Here is a 22,002-nt window from a genome sequence, read left to right on the forward strand (position 1 = left end):
CGAATCGATCGCCCTGGACCACCTGTTCATCGAAACCCTGCAAACCCGCCACCGCGACAGCCTGGACTTCCACGACGTCAGCGTCTGGGGTGTCAAAAGCGCCCTGCAAGCCGCGTTTGATGCTGGGCTGCGTGCGGCAGGTGGCGCGCCGAAACAGACCGTGCACCGCGTGCGCAAAGTCACCGCAGCACATCAAACCAGTGGCAACGGCAGCGCCGCCACCCTGCAAGCGTGAGGGAACCATGACCATCTCACTCAACCCCAACCAGCAGGCCATCCTGGAGCACGCCGTGCAAGACAGCGGCGGCAAGATCGCTTGGTTCCCCGAGCACATCAAGGGCGGCGCCCGTGCCAAGGTGCTCGAAGGCTTGTTCAAACGCGCCCTGATCACGCCCGATGGCGATGACTGGGTGGTGGCCGCCGAGGGCTACGACGCCCTGGGCTTGCCCCGACCGGGCGCCTTGCCACCGACCATCACGCTGGACGATCCGGAACTGGAGGCCGATGTCGCCAGTGCAGAGGCCAGTTGGCAACAGCCCGTCAAGGACAAGACGGTTCGTACCCGCGCCGACAGCAAACAGGCTCTGGTGATTGGCCTGCTGCAGCGCCCCGAGGGCGCCACCATCGCGCAGATCATGGAGGCCACCGGCTGGCAGCAACACACCGTGCGCGGCACATTGGCCGGCACGCTCAAGAAGCGCCTCGGACTGACCATCACATCAGCCAAGGAGCCCGGCGGTCAGCGGGTGTACCGCATCGAGTACACGGCCTCTGCCAATGCCACCGCCACCACCACTGAATCGGAGGCCGCATGAACGCCCGTCCCAACTTGGCGCGGATTGATGAACTGGGACAGCGCCTGGCCGATCAGGCGTTTCGCACCCTGATCAGTCTGTGCCCAGAAATCCGCAGCGCCAGCCCGGCGCGCCAGGAGGCGGTGTGTGCCGCGATGCGCACCAAGGTGGCACCAGCCATCGACAGGCTGCTGGAAGACGCGCGGCTCGCGCCCTGTTTGGCCGAGGCGGCGTTTCACAACGCCGTGCTGACCCTGGCACTGGCTGGCGTCGAAGCCTTGCAGGCCAAGGTCGCCAGCCCCAAGTTCCGAGCAACCAACCAAGTCTCCAATCAAACCAGAAAGGCCCGTCATGCCCAGCATGTCCATCACCATTGAACGCACCCCGTTGACCCTCCAGTGGGAGGGCCAGGAGATTCAGGTCGAGCAGCTTGGGGGCCGACTGCCCTTTGCGCGCAAGCCTGAGAACCTCAAGGACATGAGCGCCAGCGGCGACTACATCGTCTACGTCACCGAGACCCGGACCATGACGCCCGAAGAGTTTGATGGCTTTGCCGCCAACCTGCTGGTCTCGCGCGACTGGCTGGCCGGCAAGGGTGGCTATGTCGGCCAGGCACGTTTGTGTGTGGAAGTCCACGCCCCCGGTCGCCCGTACCTGTATGTCGATCCGTCTGGCGGCGACTACGCCCGCTACGCGGCCCGCCTGGGCTAGTGGCTGTGACGCTACGCTGTTCATCTTCTTCCATCAAAGCCTTGGCTTTGCATAGCAGCAGCGCGTCAATGGAGTCATGGCCAACACAGACACGGAGCCGATGATGAACACCACCAAGATACCAGCAACGAACAACCCCGATTGGGGATTTTTTGGCAGTCTGCGCGACCAAGCCGAGGTGGCCTGGCCCATCGCCATGACGGCGATTTCAGACGCCACCCACCAGCCACTCGAATCCGTGCGTGCCTTTCTCGACAGTCGCCACGGCCGCCACTTTGCCGACGACGTGCACAACGGGCTGTACGCCGGCGCCAACCTCAAGGACGCCATCGAGCAGGCCATCCAACGCTGGATGGGCTGGACCATTGGCCGCCAGACCAGCAAGCAGCACGGTATCCCCAAAGGTCTGCCTTACCTGACCGGCTTTGTGATTCACTGCGAGATCGTCGAGGAGTCCATGGCCGACTGACAGGATCCGCTCAATGAACGCCACGGCCAGACACCAACTCACGAACCGCTCTGTCTGGGGATCCAGCGCCCTTGCTCAGTGGCCCGCAAGGCACGGCAGCCAATTTCAGTGACAACGCCAGAGGATCGACGAGACCGCCACGATCTCGGAAAGCCTCGGCGAGGAACGCAAATTCATTCATCATGCCTACCACACTGCGGTTTGATGTCTTGGCATAAACCACCTCGTTCATGCCCCCGATTTCTGTATCGATGAATTCAGCGGGCAATTCCAGTGCCTGCAATATCTCTTTCAACGCTCCCGGAAATCGCTGGGCTAATCTGGCCGATGGCGCCAGGGACAACACCACAGGCAACAGCGTCCGCTCATTCACCAAGAGCGACATCTGTGGCTTCCAGAACAGGGCTGTGGCGTACCAGTTGCCCAGAAGTGTCGATGCAGGCACGGGCGTACCGACCGGATGACCCATCCGATCGAGCAGTTTTTGGGTGCAGTGAAGCGTGAACATGGCAACGATCAGGTTGGTCCATCCATCGGCATCAACTCGTAGCTCGTGCTGCGACCACTGGCCTCTGACTTTTTCAACACTCCACGTTCCACCAAGTCGGTTATGTCGCGCAACGCGGTGTCCTGCGAGCACTTGCCAATTGCCGCCAACTTGCTGCTGGTCAGCTTGCCATCGAAGCCATCGAGCAACTTGTTGAGCAGCTTGATCTGCCGATCGTTCATCGGCACGCCCGCCCAGTGTTGCCAAAAACGCGCCTTGACCAACACCTGCGCCAGCGTTTGCTCGGCCCCTTGAACGGCCCGAAGCAAGCAGGCTAAAAACCACGCCAGCCAATCGGTGACATCCAGGCTCCCCTTCTGGGTGGCTTCGAGGCGGTCGTAATAGTCGTTACGCTCGCGCTGTATCTGGGCCGACAGGCTGTAGTAGCGCTGTGCCGATTGCTCGGCGCGTGCCAGCGCCATGTCGCCCACCGCCCGTGCGATACGGCCATTGCCGTCTTCAAACGGATGGATGGTGACAAACCACAGGTGCGCCAGCCCGGCTTTGACCACTGGGTCGTCATGCTGATCCACGTTGAACCAGTTCAGGAAGTCCAACATTTCAGCGTCCAGCAAGTGCGCCGGCGGTGCTTCGTAGTGGACCTTTTGCCGATGGATGGGACCAGAGACCACCTGCATAGGACCTTGCGCGTCGTCGCGCCACTGGCCAATGCGTATCTTGGTCAGGCTGCTGTAGCCTGTAGGAAAAAGCGCGGCGTGCCAGCCGAACAAGCGGTCAGCCGTTAGCGGCTCATGATGACGTTGCGTGGCATCGAGAACCATATCCACCACGCCGTCCACCTGACGGTCTGTCGGTGCCAGGGCTCCGATGTCGACGCCTAATCTGCGGGCAATCGATGAGCGAACCGAATCGGGGTTGAGCTTCTCGCCTTCGATCTCGCTGGTCTTGAGCACATCATCGGTCAAAACGCGCAGCGTGGCCTGGCCTCGCAAATCCAAACCCAGATCGTGCATGCGCCCCAATAGATGACCCTGTGCACGATGCACTTGGGCCAGCAATGGTGCTAACCGTTTGCGGTCATACGACCAGTGCGGCCAGTCGTTGAGTTGCCAGACATACCGTTTATCTTCGCTTTTCATGCGGAGATTATGGGCGACCTTCGACGCAAGGTCAAGACAATCACCGCATTTATTGCGTATATATTATAGCGAATTCTCCGCACGTCCGTCTGAAGGTAGGGCAGACTGACGCACCCGCAGGGCTTCAAAGCCCCGGCGCAGAGCGTAGCTGCGCACGATCGAGACGGCCGTGAAGATCAAGCCAATCAGCAGGTTTTCTGTGACAGTGACCGTCAGACTGAACAGGGGGAAGACCGCCATCTGCGTGGCCACCGCCACCCCGTAGCCCACCAGCACATTGGCCAGCGACTCGGCAAGGGACATCAGACGCGACTGCTTCATGCGGCCACCTCCGCGTCATCCCCGGCAACATCGACAACACCAGCCAGGTCGTTGAACTTGACCGCATCGGCTTCCCGGTAAGCCTCCTGCCCACTCCAGTCCTGCCAACGGCGCACGATCACGTCGACGTACTTGGGATCGAGTTCGATGAGCCAGCCGATACGACCGGTTTTTTCAGCGGCGATGAGGGTGGTACCGGATCCGCCGAAGGGGTCGAGCACGATGTCGCCCGGTCGGCTGGAATTGCGGATCGCGCGCTCGACCAACTCCACCGGCTTCATGGTCGGGTGAAGGTCGTTTTTCTGTGGCTTCTTGATGTTCCACACGTCGCCTTGGTCGCGGTCACCGCACCAGTGGCGGCTCTCTCCTTCGGGCCAGCCATACAGGATGGGCTCGTACTGGCGCTGGTAGTCGGCGCGGCCGAGCGTGAAGGTGTTCTTGGCCCAGATGATGAAGGTGGACCATTTGCCACCGGCAGCGCGGAATGCAGACTGCAGCGTGTCGAGTTCGCTGGATGACATGGCCACATAGACGGCTCCGCTACAGCGCTCCAGCATCGGCGTCATGGCTGCCAGCAGGAAATCGTAGAAACCATCGCCCAGGTTGTCGTTCAGGATCGGGCGGTCCTTGCCGCGCATCTTGTCCTTGGCGCTGTTGGCGTAGTCCACGTTGTACGGTGGATCGGTAAAGACCATGTCTGCCTTGGCATCGGCCATCAGCAGCTCGTAGCTCTTGGGGTCGGTGGCATCGCCGCACACCAGGCGGTGATTGCCCAGCTCCCAGACATCACCTGGGCGGGAGATCGGGGTAGCCGATACCTCGGGAACGGCATCGTCGTCGGTCTGGCCATCGACTGTGGTCTCTTCGCCAGCCATGATCTCGGCCAGGGCATCGGCGTCAAATCCGGTGATGTCCAGATTGAAGCCGTCTTCCTGCAAGGACTGCAGTTCGATGCGCAGCATGGCGTCGTCCCAGCCAGCGTTTTCTGCGATGCGGTTGTCCGCAATGATGAGCGCGCGGCGCTGGGTGGGCGTCAAGTGATCAAGCACGACCACCGGCACGGTGTCCAAGCCCAGCTTTTGCGCGGCAGCCAGGCGACCGTGACCGGCGACGATCACACCATCGGACCCCGCCAGGATCGGATTGGTGAACCCGAACTCGACGATGGACGCTGCAATCTGCGCCACTTGCTCTTCGGAGTGAGTGCGGGCATTTCTTGCATAGGGCACGAGCTTGGCCGTCGGCCAGCGCTCAATGTGGGTGGAAAGCCAGGGTTCAGACATGGATGGATTCGCTTTGTCGCTGTTGGGCAATAGCCTCAAAGGTCTCGCCTGTGGAGGCCAGGCTGACTGGCACGCCAGGGAAGTTCTGTTGGAAGCGGATCAGGGCCACGTCGACGTACTCGGGGGCGATTTCCACAGCTCGACCAATTCGACCGGTTCGCTGCGCGGCCATCAGCGTGGTGCCGCTGCCGCCAAAGGGTTCGAAAACGATGTCGCCTTCCTGCGTGTAGGCCTCGATGACCTCCACCGGTAGCGTCACCGGGAACACGGCTGGATGGTCGATGTCCTTGCCGATCTTTCCTTTGTGGCGCATGACCCGGATGACCGAATCAGGGATACGGTGGTCTTGTGTGGGCTGACCCGCAGCGGTCCAGCCGTTGACCTGACCGTCCTTGCCACGCATTGCGGTCGATGAGCCATCGGCACGCAGGTGAGTCTCCTGGCCAGCGAACTTGCAAGGCACTGTCTTGTTGGGTTTGCGCGTCTGTCGGTTGAAGTGGAAGATGAATTCAAAGCTGGGCGCCAGGCGTCCTTGCCAGTCACCAGGCATGCCCGGCCCCTGGTCCCAGACGTACCAGGCAAAACGCCGCCATCCTTGAGTGCGCATCCAATCGAGCCACTGGTCCCAATACGGGATGAACTCGTTGTCGCGGTGGATGAGCCCAAGGTTGACCAACACCTGGCCATCGGTGGCCATGGGCAATTGGGTGAACACGCCGCGCATCAGGCCATCCCAGTCGGCGATGCCGCCGGAGGTGTAGTCGCGCTGGTTGCCGTAGGGCGGCGAGGTGAAACACAGGCTCGCTTGCTCGCCCTGCATCAGGTTGGCGACGACAGACTGATCGCTGGCATCGCCACAAATCAGGCGATGCGGGCCCAGTTGCCAGACGTCCCCTGGTCGGCAGATCGGCTGCTTGGGTGGCTCGGGTATCTCATCGACCTCATCGCTGGCTGGTTCTTCATCGGTATCCGAACCCTCCGTCTCTCCGATGTCGGCCAGCATCTGGGCCAGCTCATCATCGTCAAAGCCAGTCATCAGCAAGTCGTAACCGGCCTCAGACAGCTCTGCCAATTCCAAGGCAAGCAGTTCTTCATCCCAACCAGCGTCCAGCGCCAGGCGGTTGTCGGCAATCACGTAGGCGCGCTTTTGCGCAGGGGTCAGGTGCCCCAGTTCAATGACCGGGACATTCGGCAGTTCCAGCTTGCGCGCCGCTGCCAGGCGACCGTGGCCGGCAATGATGCCGTTGTCGCCATCGACCAGGATGGGTTGCGTCCAGCCAAACTCCACAATGCTGGCCGCGATCTTGGCAATCTGAGCCGGAGAATGTGTGCGCGGATTTCTTGCGTACGGCAGCAGCGCATCGATCGCACGATATTCGATCTGCAGGTTTGGCGTCATGGAATTGAAAAACCCGCCGAGCGTTGCCGCCGGGCGGGTGAGAAATTTTGAAGGGGTGGTAACTGTCAGGGGCGGTGGTAACCACAGGCCGGTAACCTGGCCGGGTGGTAACCTGTTTTTCAGGGCAGTCGCTATCGAAATCTCGCGCTGTTGCCCCCCGCATACCCTCATGGGCAGGAAGGACCCATCAACTTTCCGCAGGGCTCCTCAATAGCCCTCTACGCATCAGCCATCAGCTGTACGCAGCGATCCGCATCTGTCGTCATGACAGTTGGCGATCAAACGATCTGCTCGTTGCTCACACCGCTGTCCTGACCATAGCTGAAACTGTACCCCCAAATGGGCCTTCGTGCTGCACAGGCAGTTTTGGCAATCGTCCCCATTGGCCAGCACTTGTTATCAGTGCTTAGCAACTTCACCTAACTTGCCTCAACTCCCCCCATACATGACAAAGCCGCCCGGAGGCGGCCTGTCGTCCCAAGAGCATCTGGCCAAACCAGACGGTCAAGAGGTGAGACGTGGGACTATAGTACCGCAGATCAACTTGACCGCGCGGGCGGTCAGCCATCACGAGATTTGCAGCAAAGCCTTCATCTTGGCCCTGACATGCACGAGGACATCCTCGGAAACGACAGCCTTCTTTTTTGCGCGCCGGACTTTCCAGTCGAGCGATTTCACTTGATCCGAAAGCACCGCGCAATCCACTCCATCGACCTGGGTGACGACTTCAAATGGGTGCCCTTTGATCTTGGTCGACATCGGGCAGCACACCATCAATCCAGTTTTGCCGTTGTAGCTTGCAGGACTGATGACCAATGCAGGCCGATGGCCTGCCTGTTCATGCCCCGCCTGAGGATCAAATTCAAGCCAAACCACCTCGCCTGTGTCAGGAACATAAGCGCGCGGCATCAAAGAGCCTCGTTCCCGACCGGCGAGCCGAAGCTCACTTCGTCATGGACATTAGACAAGTTGATACCACTGATGAGCGCATCAAGGTCGTATTCCACCTTTTCAGACGGCTGGATGACGATGCGGCCGCGTGAAACAATCAGGTCAACCTTCTGCTCGAGTTGATAACCCGCCTCCCTCAAAACGTTGGTTGGCAAGCGAAGAGCGGGACTGTTACCCCATTTGCGGATGACGGCTTCCATGGCGAATCCCCTTTAGATGTTTCTACATTGTAGATACAAAGACAACGGTATGCAAGCCCCATTTCTCACGATGGCAGACAAGCATTCAGTTCCGCCGCCACCTTTTCGATCGCTTTGTTCCACCGCCGAGCAGCCGTGTTTCGGTCACAGGCGAAGCGCCTACCGATCTGCTGCCACTCGTAGCGGTTGGCGCGCATCCAGACCAGGTGCCGCTGCTCCACTTCAAGCCACTGCACCCAGCGCATGGTCTCGAGCATCCGCTCCACGGCTTGAGGGCTGGGCGGCATAGGCCGATACAACCGCTCTGGATCTGGGTAGCGCTCGGGCACCTGCATGGCCAACGTCATCCATGGGTTGAAGTAGCCACCCGGTCTGACCCGGGGCAGCTTATGCGCGGTTTCGGCAGCGTCGGCAAAGCGGGCGGCCACATCATCGACCGTCCATTCGGTTTTGGTCTCAGCCATGGTGCTTGCCTCCATCCCCGTACAGACGGTCGCCCAGACGGCGCACGAACTGCTTTTCGATCCAGTCCAGGCGTTCGTCTTCTTCCGAGACCACCAGGATGTGGTCGTTGCGCCAACCCTCGCGTTTGACGGCGTCCAGATCCGGCGTGGTGGGCTGCAGATTGCCCAGCGGGCAGCGGTAGCGGTATTGGGGCACTTTCATGTCACACCCCCTCCACAGCCATGTCACGGGCCAGGTACAGCAACGCGATGGCGTCTGCCTCGTTGTCATCAACCGGGGCGTGGCCACGGGCACGGATGGATGCCACCATCTCGTCCTTGCTGGCGTTGCCCTTACCGGTCGCGTGGTTCTTGATCGTGCCGACTGGGATGCCCTGATACGGGATCTGGTGGTGCTCGCACCAGGCGGTCAGCTGGCCCATGAAGCCGCCATACGCATGCGCGGCATCCACGCCGACGTGGCGGCGGACTTCTTCGAACACCACCCGATCGATGCCATCGTTGCACTGCTTGATGTCGGTGAGCCAACGCTTGAACCGCAGAAAGCGCATGCCGCCGCCTTCGAAGCGTTGGGGTTTGAATGATTGGCTGCCACTGGAGATGCTGCCGTCGCGGCAGGCCAATGCCCAGCCGGTTGTGGTGCCCAGATCGAGGGCGAGAATGGTCGTTGTGTTCATGTTGTCAGTCCTTGTTTTGGGTTCGGTCTGACAGATATGACGAGCCACGTCGTAACTCCCCACGCGGGCGCGTGACGCGCGGTATAAGGGGGTTTCGACATGACCTGTCCAACCTGTCAGATGGGGTGTTGTCATGGCGGTCAGTTGTCCGCGTACGGGGTATAGGCAGGGGTGGGTGGAGCCTTCAGCCCAATGCCACGAAAGCCGCGCAGGCCAACACCGTTGCGCCACTTCTCAAGCCCACGGGTGAGCAGCAGGTCGGCAAAGCGTTTTTGCGATCCCACGAATTCGCCTGCGGCTTCTGCCCATTGCTTCCAATCCGTGAAGAGCTCAGCCGTCAATGACTTGGCGTTGGGTTGGCGGACACAACGCTCCTCGATCCAGCGACCCAGGGCATCTTCGCCTTCGAAGTACTCGTCCGTGGCGTCCAGCACTTGCTGCGGCGGATCCAGCCGGCCCAGGCGTTGCCAGGCGAGACAGCCCTCAAGCGCCCAGGCCAGGATGCCGTCACGCTCAGCCAGCAGCTTTTGTTGCAGGTGCTTGTCGCGTTTTTCAGGCGGCACGGTGATCGTGAACGGGATCAGGTGCAGCCGCCGCTTCATGGCCTCGTCGATGTTGCGAATCGCTGGTTTGTGGTTGCCCGCCACAAACAACTTGAACTGCGGGAAGAACTCGAAGAAGTCCTGGCGCATGAAGCGCGCCGCGATCTTGTCGCCCCCGGTCAGGTTTTTGACCTTGGACTCGGCCCAGCGCCGGCCCTGCTCAGTCTCGATCGCCGCCACAAAGCGCGCGCCGCGCAGGCCTGCCATATCGGTCGGGTGCCGGTCGGTGCGCGTCTCCATAAACGTGTCCATGGGCGCGTTGGTGGCGTAGTCCCCCAGGATGTCGGCCAGCGTGTTTACAAAAACCGACTTGCCGTTGGCACCGGTTCCGTACAGAAAGAACAAGGCATGCTCGCGGGTGGAGCCGGTCAGGGCATAGCCCACCATGCGCTGCAAATAATCCTGCAGGTTTTGGTCACCGCCGGTCACGTCATGCAGGAACGAGCGCCACTGTGGGCACTCACCGCGCGGCGTGGCCGTGGTGATTTTGGTCATGCGGTCGGCTCGGTCGTTGGCGCGCGTGCGACCCGTCTTGAGATCGACCACGCCACCAGGGGTGTTGAGCAACCAGGGGTCGGCGTCCCATTCATCCGTGGTGGCGGCATGGCGACGATCCGCACGTGCCAGTCGCTCCACACCACCCACGGTGCCACAACTGGCCAACTTGGCTGCAACCTTGCGGTCGTCCGCACGCAGGGCGGTCTGGCGGCACACGCTGCGGATCAGATCGGTGGCGGCGAGCGTGTCCTCATTGCGCCAGCGCTGTCCGTCCCACACCAACCATCGGCCCCATGCGGCCACATAGCGCCAGTCGCGGTGGTAGCGGCGGGTGAAGGCCAGCGCCAGCGCATCCTCCGTGCCCCACACTGACTCGTCGCTGCTGACCACCGGTTCGGCATCTTCTGCCACGGCGTGGATCTGCATGCGTGGGCCATGCACGAGGAATGACGCGACATCAAAGCCTTCGGCAACGGCGTCCGCCGCATCCCAACCCTCGGCGGCGTCCTGGGGTGGATACAGGATGTGGCAAGACCTGGCGCCTGCGTCCAGCACCGCCTGCGCAGCATTGGCCGCGTACTCCCAGCCCGGCTTATCGCGGTCAGGCCAAATCAGCACGGCCTTGCCGGACAGTGGCGACCAGTCGGTTTTGTCGACGGGTGCGTTGGCACCGTGCATGGCGGTGGTGGCGGTGACACCGGCGCTGATCAGCGCCTGTGCACATTTTTCGCCTTCCACCAGCACCACTTGGGCCGCATCCTTCATCCCCGGCTGGTTGTACAGTGGTCTGGGATCGGGTGGTGCCAACTTGCGCCGCTTGACGTCCCAGGGCCGAAACTCCTTCTTGCCTCCAGGCGGGTCGTAGCGGTAGACGATGGCGATCAGTTGACCCGCTGCATCGAGATAGTCCCACTTGGCTGTGGCCGGGCCCAAGTCATCAACAGGGACTTCCTTCTTGGACTTGCCTGCGGATCTCAGTGGCAGCTGTTGTGCCTGGCCAAGCAGGTCAGCAGCATGCTGCATGACGCGCGGGAAATCCGTGTGTGCATCGGCGCCCAGATTGACCGCAATCAGATCAAAGATGTCGCCACCGTCGCCGGTGGCACGGTCGGTCCACAGACCAGCTTTCTCACCATCGAGGACCACTTCGAGACTGTCGCCAGGGCTGCCCAGCACGTCGCCGATGAGGAATTTGCCCTTGCGCTTTTTGCCGGCCGGGAACAGCGTGGCCAGGATGGACTCCAGCCGTGCGACCAGATCAGCGCGAATCGACTCGCGTGTCACGCCGGATTCGGGTGGCAGTACTGCGGGGGTATCGTTGAAATCAAGCATTGACCACCCCTCCAATGACGTCTGCCATCCCCTCCAACGCCGGTGAACTGCGATGCGCGGTGCGCAACTTGCGCAGCGCTTTCATCTCAACCTGACGAATCCGCTCCCGACTCAGATTGAAGTGATCGGACAACTCCTCGAGCGTCCAGTCTTCGAAATAGCGCGCATACACAATCTTAGATTCTTTGGGTGTCAACGCATCCAGACTGTTGAGCAACAAGCGCTTGGCCTGGTCTCTGCTGGCCACCTGAACCGGGTCAACGAGATGCCCGTGGGAATGCATGAGCGCGCCCACCTGTCCAAAGTCCAGATCAACATCGGCATGGTTTTTTTGCAGGGGCTGTAGCTGTTCATCCGACCAGAGGTCAGACGGGGACGCACCCAAGAAATCGCACAAGGCCCACGCACATTCGCGCAGCAAGCCCTCGCGATTGAGGGGCGACCGTGTCAAATTGAGGTACGGCAGCAAATGCCCCCCGTAGCTGATGCCTGCCGCCATGGCAAAGTGATTGCCCGGCTGATGGCCGGCGGCTTCGATGGCGCGTAGCAAACGTGCGTTGCGCACCGTGATCCTGATGCGATAGTCACTCACCGTGGGCCTCCTTGCGTTGCGCTTTCCAACGCACAAGTTCTGAAAGCTTGAATCGGACGCGACCATTAATCCGGTGATGCGGAATATGCCGTTCAATGCGCAGCTGCACATCGGTCAACCAGTACTGTGGGATTTGTGCCAAGTAGGCCCCTTCCTGCAGGGTGATGAATGGCTCCTCGGCCATTTGCTTGTGTGGTGGGTGGATGCTTGTTTTCATGAAATTCATTTCCAGCAACGCTGCGCCCATGCGCAGAACTTGCATTCAAAGTGGGTGGATTCGGCAAAGCTGCGCGGCAGCAGCTCGCCTGCTTCGGTGGCCTGAATGACCTTGGCGGCCCGGTCGGACATTCGCTGGGCAAGCCCCGCATCGAAGGGGACCAGCTCGGCGTAAATTTCCATGGTGTCGGCGTTGACCGCCGTGAAGAGCGCCGGGTGCTCGTACAGGGTCAGGTAGCTCTGGTAGACCGCAACCTGCGCGGCGTAGACCGGCTTGGCCACGGCCAGCTTGTGCTTTTGCAACTCACGCCAGGACTTGGACCCCAGGCACTTGTTTTCCCAGAGCGCTGGGTAGGCGAAGCCCTCGGGTCCACCCACCAGCACGCCATCGATATGACCGCGCAGGCGGCCTTGGGCCACGCTGAAGCCAAACTGCCGGCCATCGGCGTCTTCCGTTTTGAGGATGAAGCCGGCCATCCGCAACCAGCGAATGACCATGGTCTCGGTCTGATGCCCACGCTCGAAGATGCGCAGCAGCCGGCCACCGAAACCCTTGCCGGGGTCGACCGGTGCCTGCGCATACTCGAACTGCAACTGCCGCTCGCACGACACCCCCAGGCGGGAGCCGCCCAGGTATTGGCGTGGCGGCGTGGCATCGCGCTCCTGCTCCAGCGCCTGATCCATCAGTGCCTCGATGCGGCCGGAGAGGCTGGCTGATGCGTTGAAGTCCAGCATCAGTTCGTCTCCCAGGGCAGATCGCTTTCCAAATCGGCGAAAGGATCGTCGACCATGGGCGTCATGCCACGCACCGGTGGGTACTTGGCCTCCTGGTGGTAGGCGGCCATGGCATCGGTGTAGCGGGTGACGATGGCGTCGATGACCTGCAGGGCCTCTTTTTCAGAGTAGGCGCCCAGCGGTTTATCAAAGCCAATGTCACCGGCCACATCGCCAAAGGCCCGCAGGCACGAACGCATCGCAGTGCGTTCAACATCAGAGGCATCGATCATCTCGACCTCCTGGTTGAACCGTTGCGCGTCGACCCAGTTGCCGTACATCTTGTGGAAGGCATCCTGGCAGCGGCGACTGCAAAACACCCAGTCCAGCGGGTAGCGCTTGGGGTTGCCGGTTGAATAACGGTTGTCGCTGTGCCCCAGGCCCCGAGCCTGGCGACTGCACACCCAGCATTTGCCTCGCATGCATGTCGCCTCCTCACTGCGCCCAGGTGGGCTTGCCCGTGGGCACCACAGGGCGCGCGGGTTGCGTTTTCTGGGCGTATGCGGGGACAGGTTGCACCGGCGCACCAGAGTGGCCACCGCCGCCCATATTCCCGCCAGGGCCACGAGTTGCACCAGCCATGGCCACGTAGTCCTTGTGATCGGGCTCGATGGCGATCTTGACCACATTGCGGTCCTCGCCTTTGCCGTCCTTTTCCACATCGACGCGGGCCAAGAACTCGATGCCATCCAGGTCGGCAAAGCTGTTGATGCGCCGGGCAGCGGCGGCCTGCGGCGAGTTGTCTTGCGGCTGCACGTTGCGTGCGCTGTTCAGCACAGCCCGGATGAAGCTGCGCCCCATCTGGCCCCAGGCGGGCCCTTTGGGCGAGAGCAAACCGACGTTGGACCACATCTTGCGCTTGGCAAACGGGCCATCGGTGACGACAAATTCACAAGCCAGGTACACGGCGCCGGTGTCAAAGGACTGGGTGGCGTAACCGCCGGTCCAGCCCTGGGTGTGGTCGTCATGGCCGCCGGGTTTGATGGTCATGCGCACTGGCACGGTGATGCCGCGAGGGATCAGGTCGAAGCCACCTTGCTGAGCTTCGGCGTCATTGAAATCGTTCCAGCTGGCGGGAGCCGTGGCGTGGTCGTAGGTGTTCATGGGGTGTCCTTTCAGTTGGTGTGTTCGGTGTTGGGGTTGGCGCCGGGGGTCTGACCCAGGCACTTGGCGATGAGCCGGCCCAGGTGGGGTTCTTCAATGGGGTCGAGACGGCCGCTGCGGTCTTTGCTGGGGAAGCCAAAGCTGTTGTCGGCGCCGGTCACAAAACCCCGGTAGCTCGTGCCGTCGTCCGCCTTGAGCACGGCCAGAGTCACCACCTCATCGAGCACGCCGGGAAGTTCCAGCGCCGTCTTGCTGCCTTCGAGTTGCAGCTGGTAGTAGCGGCGGTTGAAGTCGTCGGTCTTCTCTTCGAGGATCGCGACGTAGATGACGTGCTTGTCGCGCACGTGCTGCAAATGCGTGAGCGCCGTGATCATTTCCTGGCCCAGCAAGCCATACGCCCCCCGGTTGTCGGGCTTGCCGGTTTTCTCGCTGAAGGCTTGCGGCTGGGTTTTGCACCAGGCCAGGCACAACCTTGAGAGCACCGTCAGGCTGTCGACAAAGTAGGTGTCGTACTTAGCCAGCTGCGCCGGGTCGCCATAGGTGGCACAGACATGGTCGAAATGCGCCTTGGAAAAGGCCTGGTCCGCAGAGGCCGTTGGCATGGGGCCGGCCAGGAACACCACCAGGTCGCGGAATTCCTGCCAAGTGCGTGGGCGCACCGTGTCACCGGGCCAGTCCTTGACCGACAGATCGCCCGCTTCCAGATCGACGAACAAGGTGGAAGCTGGCGGCAAGGTCCGCAACTGGGTGGTTTTGCCCACGCCGGGGAACCCGACCAGGCCGACCTTGGCGCTGTGCCGTTCTTTGAGCCGTTCTTCGGCAGAAATGATGGGCAACATCACTGTGCTCCCTCTGCCGCCGTGGGCTTGCGCAGGGTGAATTTCGCAGCCTTGGGCTTGACGGTGCGCGCGGCCATGAAGGGCTGGCGAAACACCTCGGGCCAGGCCTTGAAGCGAGATTCGCTCACGCTGTACTTGGCCGTGATGAATTCGGTCGGATCCTGGCCGGCGGCCACTATGCGGCTCCAGATGGTTTGCAGTGCCTTCTGGTCCCAGGTCACGTCCTTGCTGACCTCCACGGCCACATCGAACTCGCCGTCGAACACATGCGTGGTGCCGGTGTCCTTGTTTTCGGCGAGCAGTTGCGCCTTGGCCTGTTCGCCGTAGCGCAAGTCCAGGCCGGTCTGGATCATGTTGGACAGCGCCGCCAGCTCGGATTTGGCAGCTGCCTCGAATCGCTTGAGATCGGCCACATGGGCAAGCGGCAGATCGCGGATGACCGCAGCCGACAAGTCCATGAACTGCACGGGCAGTGAAATGCCACTGCGCTGGAAAGCCGCCTCGAGTGCCGAGGATTCGGTGGTGGGGGTGATGGCGACGGTGTTCATGCGGCCACCGCCTTGCTTGTGCTGGCGCGCATGCTGTCTTCCTCGAAGGCCTGGATGTCTTCGAGGCGATAGCGGACCTGGCCGCGCAGTTTCAGAAAGACGGGGCCGATGCCCTCGGCACGCCACCGCTCGATGGTGGATTCACTGAGTTGCCAACGCTCTGCCAGCTGACTCTGTGAGATGTGTGAAACGGTTTCGGACGCTTGCACGTGAATCTCCTTGATGGTTGATGGGCCCTGGTTTCAGACCGCTTGGGAGCGGTGCTAACCAGTGCTGGCATTGCATCAATCGGGAGTCCACAAACCAGTCCGCAGAGTCCACAGAAACAGTCCACAAACCTGCAGCGTGCGGTGTTGCCTCCATGTATGCGCGGAGACCTGAGCTTGCCAAATGTCAGATATCAAACTAAATTTCTGACACCAAGAGCGCAATGATGAGTACCCTGACCGAATCAATCCTTGCAACAGCCGAGACCTTGCCAGAAGGAGGTTTGCTGTCGCCCAAAGAATTCCTGCACTTGGCCAGCCGTTCCGCAGTGGATAAAACACTGTCGCGCCTGACGAAAGACGGCCATCTATTGCGTGTAGGACGTGGCTCCTACACGCGCCCTGTGGTTGGTCGGTTTGGTGCCCGCCCGCCATCCATGGACACCGTCATTGATGCCATTGAAGCCGTCAGCGGTCATACCGTTGTGAATAACGGTGCGGCGGAGGCCAATGCACTCGGCTTGACGACACAAGTGCCAACACGTGATGTGCTTTTGACCTCAGGGCCTCCGCGGATGCTGCGTTTGGGCGAACGAGTGATCGAGATAAAGCACGGCAATCGGTGGCAATCGGTGCTGGGCAAACGACGTGCGGGTCAAGTCATCCGTGCATTGGGATGGTTGGGGCCGGAGGCATCCCAAGCGACCTTGCGTCGTCTCTGGAAACAGCTATCGCCAGAAGACTGGCAAGACTTGCTTTCGACAAGAAGAATGATGCCCGCATGGATGGCACGGGCTGTGAGCGAAGCCCTTCCTGGATGATTGGATCGCGCTCAGCGTGATACCAACCAACCGCTGTCATCTGGCGAAATCACCAGCTCGTACTCCTTGTCGCCAGGGATGTAGCGGATGAAGGTTTCGTAGACGAGCTTGTTGCGGTCGAATTGCTTGACCGGCCGGAAATTCCTCGCCGTCGACCCACACGCATGGCGCAGCGCGCTACCTTCCATCCGGTGATCAAAGTCGTCCATCAGCGCCAGCAGAATGTTGGCTTGCATGGCTTCCAGCGGATAGGCCACGCCGTCGATGTAGGCCTTGCGCTCGGACCGGACATACCGCAGCGTCGTGCCCAGGTCCGGTGCCGAATCATGCACTTGGTACACGGCGGCTGGCTCCATGACGCGGTCAGCAAAGAACTCGAAGCGGTTTTGCGACACGCGCATCAGATCGGCCAGATGCACCACGTCGTACTGCGCCAGCGCAGAACTGACGGGCAGTGGCACCGGGCTGCTGGTCAGGATGCGTGCACTGCGATCTGCGCGATGCTGGGCCAGGTGAACCAGCAGTTTGCGGACTGTGGCGTCACGGTTGAGGTGGCGTGAGAAATACCATGTGATCGGTTTGCCACGCCGCTCCTCGACGATACCAATCCGCCAGGCCAGTTCGGGCACCAAGCACTCGAGCTGATGACGATTCAGATCCAGCCCCGTAGCCAGATGGCCGACCACCCGTTCGAAGTTGACAACCGTGGTTTGGCGCACGCTGCGTGGTGCCTCGAAATCTTCGCAGTCGCCGCCACACAAAAGAAGCACCTTGTCGCCCGGCAGTTCACGCACCACGCGTGCCATGTCATCGCGGCACTCCGGGCACTGCAACCAGTTGAGCGGCTCACCAAAGCCGATCAGGTGTTCACGCCGCAACTGGGCCAGCGCATCCTGGTTACCCAAGTCGGTCAGCAGAGGGCCCGAGATTTCCTTGGCGGTGCTCTCCAGCATCCGGCACAACAGGGCCGTGGCCTCGATTTGCATTTGACTCATGCCGCCGCACCGGGTGATTCGACAATGCCCAGGCCGCGCATTACACACTGCGCCAGCAGCTGATTGCGGTGCGACAGGTTCTTGATGGTGGTTGAGCCGCTGGCGTACACGTCGAAACTGAAGTGGCCCTCACGGCGGCTTTGCTGGTCACGCGTGTAGACCATGAGCGTGGCGCGATCCATTTCGAATTCGGTGTCGAAGGAATGCGCGACTTTCAGCTTGTCGCGGGCCACGTATATGGCGTCCTCACGATTGGCCTCGGGACTGGCTTCGATCTGGATGGCGCTGCTGCGCTGGTCGGCCGGTGTGAACTTCGCCCGACGCAGCCGAACCTTCTGGATGCCCTGCGTCGACCAGTCTTCTTTGGGCGCCAGTAGCCCGTCGCTGAGCGCACCAAGCCTGAACCTGCTGGGCGTGATTGGCTGAGGATCCAGTTCGGTTTTGACCAGGTGCTTGCCAAACAGGGCAATCACTTTCTTGTGGTTGTCCTTGCCGCCCTTGACCACGGTTTCCACCACGCCCGATTTCGGGTGGTAAACCAGCGCATTTTCCAGGGCAATGCGGGTGACGATGCGTTTGAAGTCGTGTTTACGGAACTGGGCGATAGTCGTGATCGGCCCCTCTACATACAGCGTGAACTGGATGCTGCCATCAGCACCGTAGTGACTGACCTCGATGTGAGAGCCAATACCCGCACCGCTCTTTTGGTAGAGCGCCGCCACGTCCTGCTTGAACGCTTCCAGGGATTCACGATCGAGATGGGGCACAAGGTTGGCCAGCACCTCATTCTGGTCCCAAGCTCGACCGTCGCTCTTAGCCCGAAATGCCAGGTGCAATTCGATGTCCCGAAATGTCTGCTCGTGGTGAGCAAGCACCCACAGCGCCTGCTCGCGCGGATCCAGGCCCTGTAGATGATCAATCGCAGCCGCATCATGGGCCAGCGCCAACGCAAACTCCCGAGCGCCAGCCTCGGTGCCCGTGATGCGTGCTCGACGCAAAGTTTCGTTCCAGCTGAACAGGCCTTCTTCCAACTCGACCTTCTGCGCCGTGGTCAGGCTCAGATCATCCTGCAGCTTGGTCTGCAAAGCGTCCACGGCATCGGCCAGCGCTTTGCGTGCAATCTTTTCCGGCACATTCCAGTCCAGTGTGAGATGCACGCCCAGGGGGTGGACAGAGACAAAGTCCTGCAGAACAGGTATGGCGATATAGCGCAGGAAATGGCGGGGGTTGAAGATTTTCATTTTGTCTCCGGGGTGTTGTGGGTCTGAGTTACGGGTATCTGCGCACCAGGCCCACCACGACACCGAAGATCTCCAACTTGCCATTGGGTCGAATGACGTCGAATTCGGGGTTGGCCGGCAGCAGGCAATAGCCCCCTCTGTCACGGCCGAGGGTCTTGAGGGTGAATTGGTCGTCCACCACGGCGACCACCTGTTCACCCACTTGTGCATCTTGACGGCGCTCCACCACGGCAATGTCGCCGCTGTGAATGCCGGCATTGATCATGGAATCGCCCTTGACGCGGATCAGCACCGTCTGCCCCGGCTCCTGGATCAGGTAGCGGTCGATGGTCATCTGCTCCACGCCAGCGTCCAGCGTGGTCACGGGCATGCCTGCGGGCACCGGTTCGTTGGCCACCACGCGCTCGAAAAAACGCTCGGTCGGCGCCCAGTCGCCATCGGGCGTGCGCTCCAACATGCCGGCAACTTCCAGACGTTCGAGCACTTTCTTCACGGCCGATTTGGAGGCATAGCCCAGGACTTCCATCAGCCGGGCGTAGGACGGCAGCACCCGGTGCTGGGCGTAGTAGCGCTGCAGGGTCGCCAGATGTTCGTGATCGTGGAGGGCTTTCATGATGATCTTGATTATAGAGAACGTACGTTCGCCATGCAAGCAAATCTCAAAAATCGGCAAAACCGCCAGGCCGAGCAAGAAAATTTGGCGTCGTTCCCGCAGCCTTCCTCATCTGTCCCCAGCCTTCCCCAACTCCCTTCTGGTGTTGCCGTGGCCTCTTCCTGAGAATTTGCGTATGCAGTTTTTCTTTCAGGAGCCCCTACCAATGAACGATGTCAACCAGACTCCGCCCGACAAGATGCGGACCGATGAACGCCTCGATGAGGTGGCCCAGTTGCTGGCCAGAGGCCTGCAGCGCCTGCGTGTGGCACATACCAACGGCAGTGACGGAAAGAGCACGTTGGGACTTGGCTTTTCTGGCACCCAGCGCCTTCATACGGACACGTTCAACGAAGTCACGGAGTCCCAGTAATGAGCATCAGATCACCCTACGTCACACCGCCATCGGTGCTGGCACAAATCACTGCGCTGCCAGACCTGTCCATGGCGGACATCAAAGCGCTCTGGCTGGAATTGTTTGAAGAAGACACCCCGACCCACAACCGTCAGTTCCTGGAAAGGCGGATTGCCTACCGGCTGCAGGAAATCGCCTTCTGCAAGGTCGACCGCCATCTGATCGACCGCAACAAGCGCCGCATCCAAGCCATCCTGGACACCGGCCGCAACACGCAGGACAACGGCGACGCGCCACTGATGGCGGGCACCGTGCTAGTACGCGAATACCAAGACAAGGAACACCGCGTGATGGTGTTGCCGGACGGCCAATTTGAATATGAGGGCCGCCCATACCGCAGCCTGTCGCGCATCGCACGTGAAATCACGGGTACCGCGTGGTCAGGGCCGGTCTTTTTCGGGCTGAAAACGCAAAAGTCGGCCAAGAACAAGAAGAAGGGAGCGCGTGCATGAGTGATACATTCAAACGCCGCCAGCGCTGTGCGGTGTACTGCCGCGTGTCCAGCGACGAACGACTGGATCAGGCCTTCAATTCGATCGACGCCCAGAAAGAAGCCGGGCATGCCTATGTGGCCAGCCAGCGCAGCGAAGGCTGGATTCCGGTGGCCGACGACTACGACGATGGCGGATTCTCCGGCGGCAACATGGAGCGTCCTGGCTTGCGTCGGCTGATGCAAGACATCGAGGCCGGCAAGATCGACATCGTGGTGGTCTACAAAATAGACCGCCTCACGCGCAGCCTGGCCGATTTTTCGAAGATGGTCGAAGTGTTCGAACGCGCTGGCGTGTCATTCGTTTCCGTGACCCAGCAGTTCAACACCACCACGTCCATGGGTAGGTTGATGCTGAACGTCTTGTTGTCCTTTGCGCAGTTCGAACGCGAGGTGACAGGTGAACGGATCCGCGACAAGATTGCCGCCAGCAAGCGCAAAGGCATGTGGATGGGTGGCGTGCCACCCCTGGGTTATGACGTCGACAATCGCCGGCTGATTCCGAACGAGCGGGAAGCCAAAATCGTACGGCACATTTTTAAGCGATTCGTGGAGCTGGGCTCCGGGACCAAGTTGGTGAAGGAGTTGCAACTGGACGGTCTGAAGTCCAAATCATGGACCACACAGGACGGCAGGCAGCGAGAGGGCAAGCCGATCGACAAAAGCTTGATTTACAAAGTTCTGAGTAACCGCACCTACCTGGGGGAGTTGCGGCACAAGGATGCGTGGTTCAAGGCGGAGCACATGCCTTTGATCAAGCTCAGCGCCTGGGAGGCTGCGCAGTCAGTGCTGCAGGTCAGCCCACGCGTGCGCGCCAACAACACCCGGGCCGCCATTCCGTTCTTGTTGAAGGGCCTTGTGGAAGGGGCCGACGGCCGCAAGCTGACACCCGCCTGGACGCGCAAGGGCGCCGGACGGCTGTATCGGTACTACATCCACACCCGCGAAAACAAGGAATATGCAGGCGCATCCGGCCTGCCCCGGTTGCCGGCCATCGAATTGGAGGGCAATGTCATGGACCAAGTCCGGCAAATCCTGCGCGCCCCGGATCTCAAAACCAGGGTTGCCAAGGCCATGAATGCATTGGACCCGAGCATTGACGAAGCGCAGGTGTGCGTGGCCATGCTAAAAATCGACCAGATCTGGGACCAGCTGTTTCCAGCAGAGCAGGAACGCATCGTGCGCTTGCTGATCAAAAAGGTGGTCGTCACGCCGTACACGATCGAGGTGCAATTCCGACCCAACGGAGTTGAAATCCTGGCCACCGAGATGATGGTCAAGGATCGCAAGGCGGTGGCTGAGGAGGTGGCAGCATGACCGGGATCAACATCAAGGCCATCGGCGACGCCGACATTGCCACGGCCAGCAACGGCAGCTACCACGTGACCATCCCGATCAAGATCACGCGCCGTGGTCGGCGCAAGGCGGTCACGCTGCCGGACGGCACCGCGTTTAAACCACGTGCATGGGATCGCGACCCAACGCCCGTTCAACTGGCGCTGGCCAGGGGGCATCAGTGGCTCGGGCTGTTGGAATCCGGCAAGGCGAAGAATCTGTCAGAGGTTGCCGAGCAAGTCGGGATGGACCGTGCCTACGTCAGCCGAATGGTGAATCTCACCACCTTGGCGCCGGACATCGTGACGGCCATCCTGGATGAGGCGTTGCCCAACCACGTGACGCTGTTTGATCTGGCGTCGGGCACGCCGTTGCTGTGGGATGAGCAGCGGGAGCTGTTGCGCAAATGAATTTCCGCAACAGCTG

General features: G+C 60.9%; 32 protein-coding genes. 10 read left to right on the top strand and 22 right to left on the bottom strand.

Annotated features, from left to right (window positions below; translation table 11 throughout):
* The 5 genes from ACMV18_RS11380 to ACMV18_RS11400 all read left to right on the top strand — a co-directional run.
* Positions 1-235 (top strand): DUF6900 domain-containing protein (locus tag ACMV18_RS11380; protein ID WP_420817932.1); only part of this gene is annotated, 235 nt, incomplete at its 5' end.
* Positions 236-242: 7 nt separating this feature from the next.
* Positions 243-815: a DUF3489 domain-containing protein gene (locus ACMV18_RS11385; protein WP_420817933.1), complete on the top strand. Its 573-nt coding sequence runs from the start codon at positions 243-245 to the stop codon at positions 813-815.
* The gene (locus tag ACMV18_RS11390; protein ID WP_420817934.1) at positions 812-1,171 is read left to right on the top strand and encodes a hypothetical protein; all 360 of its coding nucleotides are present in this window, start codon (positions 812-814) and stop codon (positions 1,169-1,171) included. The genes ACMV18_RS11385 and ACMV18_RS11390 overlap by 4 nt, the downstream gene beginning before the upstream one ends.
* Positions 1,146-1,505, top strand: coding sequence for a hypothetical protein (locus tag ACMV18_RS11395; RefSeq protein ID WP_420817935.1), 360 nt, complete (start codon positions 1,146-1,148; stop codon positions 1,503-1,505). Before ACMV18_RS11390 ends, ACMV18_RS11395 begins: the two co-directional genes overlap by 26 nt.
* 100 nt (positions 1,506-1,605) lie before the next feature.
* Positions 1,606-1,974 (top strand): hypothetical protein, encoded by a 369-nt coding sequence (locus tag ACMV18_RS11400; protein ID WP_420817969.1) that lies wholly within the window; start codon positions 1,606-1,608, stop codon positions 1,972-1,974.
* A 10-nt stretch (positions 1,975-1,984) separates the two neighbouring features.
* Here ACMV18_RS11400 and ACMV18_RS11405 read toward each other — a convergent pair whose 3' ends face one another.
* The 19 genes from ACMV18_RS11405 to ACMV18_RS11495 all read right to left on the bottom strand — a co-directional run bounded on the left by ACMV18_RS11405 (position 1,985) and on the right by ACMV18_RS11495 (position 15,630).
* Complete coding sequence (locus tag ACMV18_RS11405) at positions 1,985-2,482, bottom strand: DUF6933 domain-containing protein (protein ID WP_420817936.1); 498 nt, start codon at positions 2,480-2,482, stop codon at positions 1,985-1,987.
* 8 nt (positions 2,483-2,490) lie between these two features.
* Positions 2,491-3,621 carry a Fic family protein gene (locus ACMV18_RS11410; RefSeq protein ID WP_420817937.1) on the bottom strand — a complete coding sequence of 377 codons (1,131 nt, stop codon included), beginning with the start codon at positions 3,619-3,621 and terminating at the stop codon, positions 2,491-2,493.
* A gap of 63 nt (positions 3,622-3,684) precedes the next feature.
* Positions 3,685-3,942 (bottom strand): DUF7220 family protein, encoded by a 258-nt coding sequence (locus ACMV18_RS11415; RefSeq protein ID WP_420817938.1) that lies wholly within the window; start codon positions 3,940-3,942, stop codon positions 3,685-3,687.
* The gene (locus tag ACMV18_RS11420; protein ID WP_420817939.1) at positions 3,939-5,225 is read right to left on the bottom strand and encodes a site-specific DNA-methyltransferase; all 1,287 of its coding nucleotides are present in this window, start codon (positions 5,223-5,225) and stop codon (positions 3,939-3,941) included. Before ACMV18_RS11420 ends, ACMV18_RS11415 begins: the two co-directional genes overlap by 4 nt.
* Entirely contained in the window at positions 5,218-6,624 is a 1,407-nt protein-coding gene (locus tag ACMV18_RS11425; RefSeq protein ID WP_420817940.1) for a site-specific DNA-methyltransferase, read from the bottom strand. The genes ACMV18_RS11420 and ACMV18_RS11425 overlap by 8 nt, the downstream gene beginning before the upstream one ends.
* A 567-nt stretch (positions 6,625-7,191) precedes the next feature.
* Entirely contained in the window at positions 7,192-7,533 is a 342-nt protein-coding gene (gene mazF, locus ACMV18_RS11430) for an endoribonuclease MazF (RefSeq protein ID WP_420817941.1), read from the bottom strand.
* Positions 7,533-7,775 carry a PbsX family transcriptional regulator gene (locus tag ACMV18_RS11435; protein ID WP_420817942.1) on the bottom strand — a complete coding sequence of 81 codons (243 nt, stop codon included), beginning with the start codon at positions 7,773-7,775 and terminating at the stop codon, positions 7,533-7,535. Before ACMV18_RS11435 ends, mazF begins: the two co-directional genes overlap by 1 nt.
* 65 nt (positions 7,776-7,840) lie before the next feature.
* Complete coding sequence (locus ACMV18_RS11440) at positions 7,841-8,239, bottom strand: DUF6362 family protein (protein WP_420817943.1); 399 nt, start codon at positions 8,237-8,239, stop codon at positions 7,841-7,843.
* Positions 8,232-8,441, bottom strand: a complete 210-nt coding sequence (locus ACMV18_RS11445; RefSeq protein WP_420817944.1) for a hypothetical protein — start codon at positions 8,439-8,441, stop codon at positions 8,232-8,234. Before ACMV18_RS11445 ends, ACMV18_RS11440 begins: the two co-directional genes overlap by 8 nt.
* A gap of 1 nt (position 8,442) precedes the next feature.
* Positions 8,443-8,916, bottom strand: coding sequence for a crossover junction endodeoxyribonuclease RuvC (locus ACMV18_RS11450; protein ID WP_420817945.1), 474 nt, complete (start codon positions 8,914-8,916; stop codon positions 8,443-8,445).
* 140 nt (positions 8,917-9,056) lie between these two features.
* A complete protein-coding gene (locus ACMV18_RS11455) occupies positions 9,057-11,348 on the bottom strand; it encodes a phage/plasmid primase, P4 family (RefSeq protein ID WP_420817946.1) in 2,292 nt (763 codons plus the stop codon).
* Positions 11,341-11,940: a sigma-70 family RNA polymerase sigma factor gene (locus ACMV18_RS11460; RefSeq protein ID WP_420817947.1), complete on the bottom strand. Its 600-nt coding sequence runs from the start codon at positions 11,938-11,940 to the stop codon at positions 11,341-11,343. The genes ACMV18_RS11455 and ACMV18_RS11460 overlap by 8 nt, the downstream gene beginning before the upstream one ends.
* Positions 11,933-12,187: a DNA-binding protein gene (locus ACMV18_RS11465; protein WP_420817970.1), complete on the bottom strand. Its 255-nt coding sequence runs from the start codon at positions 12,185-12,187 to the stop codon at positions 11,933-11,935. The genes ACMV18_RS11460 and ACMV18_RS11465 overlap by 8 nt, the downstream gene beginning before the upstream one ends.
* Positions 12,163-12,891, bottom strand: coding sequence for a hypothetical protein (locus ACMV18_RS11470; RefSeq protein ID WP_420817948.1), 729 nt, complete (start codon positions 12,889-12,891; stop codon positions 12,163-12,165). Before ACMV18_RS11470 ends, ACMV18_RS11465 begins: the two co-directional genes overlap by 25 nt.
* Entirely contained in the window at positions 12,891-13,352 is a 462-nt protein-coding gene (locus tag ACMV18_RS11475; protein WP_420817950.1) for a DUF6511 domain-containing protein, read from the bottom strand. Before ACMV18_RS11475 ends, ACMV18_RS11470 begins: the two co-directional genes overlap by 1 nt.
* 13 nt (positions 13,353-13,365) lie before the next feature.
* Positions 13,366-14,034 carry a hypothetical protein gene (locus ACMV18_RS11480; RefSeq protein ID WP_420817951.1) on the bottom strand — a complete coding sequence of 223 codons (669 nt, stop codon included), beginning with the start codon at positions 14,032-14,034 and terminating at the stop codon, positions 13,366-13,368.
* Positions 14,035-14,045: 11 nt separating this feature from the next.
* On the bottom strand, positions 14,046-14,876 hold the full coding sequence (locus ACMV18_RS11485; protein WP_420817952.1) for an ATP-binding protein: 831 nt from the start codon (positions 14,874-14,876) through the stop codon (positions 14,046-14,048).
* A complete protein-coding gene (locus ACMV18_RS11490) occupies positions 14,873-15,421 on the bottom strand; it encodes a hypothetical protein (protein WP_420817953.1) in 549 nt (182 codons plus the stop codon). The genes ACMV18_RS11485 and ACMV18_RS11490 overlap by 4 nt, the downstream gene beginning before the upstream one ends.
* The gene (locus ACMV18_RS11495; RefSeq protein WP_420817954.1) at positions 15,418-15,630 is read right to left on the bottom strand and encodes a helix-turn-helix transcriptional regulator; all 213 of its coding nucleotides are present in this window, start codon (positions 15,628-15,630) and stop codon (positions 15,418-15,420) included. Before ACMV18_RS11495 ends, ACMV18_RS11490 begins: the two co-directional genes overlap by 4 nt.
* Positions 15,631-15,851: 221 nt before the next feature.
* Between ACMV18_RS11495 and ACMV18_RS11500 the strand changes: the two genes are divergently transcribed.
* Complete coding sequence (locus ACMV18_RS11500; protein WP_420817955.1) at positions 15,852-16,448, top strand: DUF6088 family protein; 597 nt, start codon at positions 15,852-15,854, stop codon at positions 16,446-16,448.
* A gap of 11 nt (positions 16,449-16,459) precedes the next feature.
* Here the strand turns inward: ACMV18_RS11500 and ACMV18_RS11505 are convergent, their stop codons facing one another.
* From ACMV18_RS11505 to ACMV18_RS11515, 3 genes are read right to left on the bottom strand one after another with little or no spacing between them, the layout of a single operon-like run.
* Positions 16,460-17,443, bottom strand: a complete 984-nt coding sequence (locus ACMV18_RS11505) for a hypothetical protein (RefSeq protein WP_420817956.1) — start codon at positions 17,441-17,443, stop codon at positions 16,460-16,462.
* On the bottom strand, positions 17,440-18,684 hold the full coding sequence (locus ACMV18_RS11510; protein WP_420817957.1) for a glycine hydroxymethyltransferase: 1,245 nt from the start codon (positions 18,682-18,684) through the stop codon (positions 17,440-17,442). Before ACMV18_RS11510 ends, ACMV18_RS11505 begins: the two co-directional genes overlap by 4 nt.
* A gap of 28 nt (positions 18,685-18,712) precedes the next feature.
* On the bottom strand, positions 18,713-19,297 hold the full coding sequence (locus ACMV18_RS11515) for a LexA family protein (protein WP_420817958.1): 585 nt from the start codon (positions 19,295-19,297) through the stop codon (positions 18,713-18,715).
* Here ACMV18_RS11515 and ACMV18_RS11520 point away from each other — a divergent pair.
* The 4 genes from ACMV18_RS11520 to ACMV18_RS11535 are packed head-to-tail and all read left to right on the top strand — an operon-like array spanning position 19,296 to position 21,986.
* A complete protein-coding gene (locus ACMV18_RS11520) occupies positions 19,296-19,709 on the top strand; it encodes a hypothetical protein (protein WP_420817959.1) in 414 nt (137 codons plus the stop codon). The two genes, ACMV18_RS11515 and ACMV18_RS11520, sit on opposite strands and share 2 nt — an antisense overlap.
* Entirely contained in the window at positions 19,709-20,203 is a 495-nt protein-coding gene (locus ACMV18_RS11525) for a DUF2924 domain-containing protein (RefSeq protein ID WP_420817960.1), read from the top strand. Before ACMV18_RS11520 ends, ACMV18_RS11525 begins: the two co-directional genes overlap by 1 nt.
* Entirely contained in the window at positions 20,200-21,558 is a 1,359-nt protein-coding gene (locus tag ACMV18_RS11530) for a recombinase family protein (RefSeq protein WP_420817961.1), read from the top strand. The genes ACMV18_RS11525 and ACMV18_RS11530 overlap by 4 nt, the downstream gene beginning before the upstream one ends.
* Entirely contained in the window at positions 21,555-21,986 is a 432-nt protein-coding gene (locus ACMV18_RS11535; protein WP_420817962.1) for a LacI family transcriptional regulator, read from the top strand. The genes ACMV18_RS11530 and ACMV18_RS11535 overlap by 4 nt, the downstream gene beginning before the upstream one ends.
* The last annotated feature ends 16 nt before the right edge of the window (positions 21,987-22,002 follow it).

Source organism: Aquabacterium sp. (assembly GCF_048860245.1).
Classification (GTDB): domain Bacteria; phylum Pseudomonadota; class Gammaproteobacteria; order Burkholderiales; family Burkholderiaceae_C; genus Aquabacterium.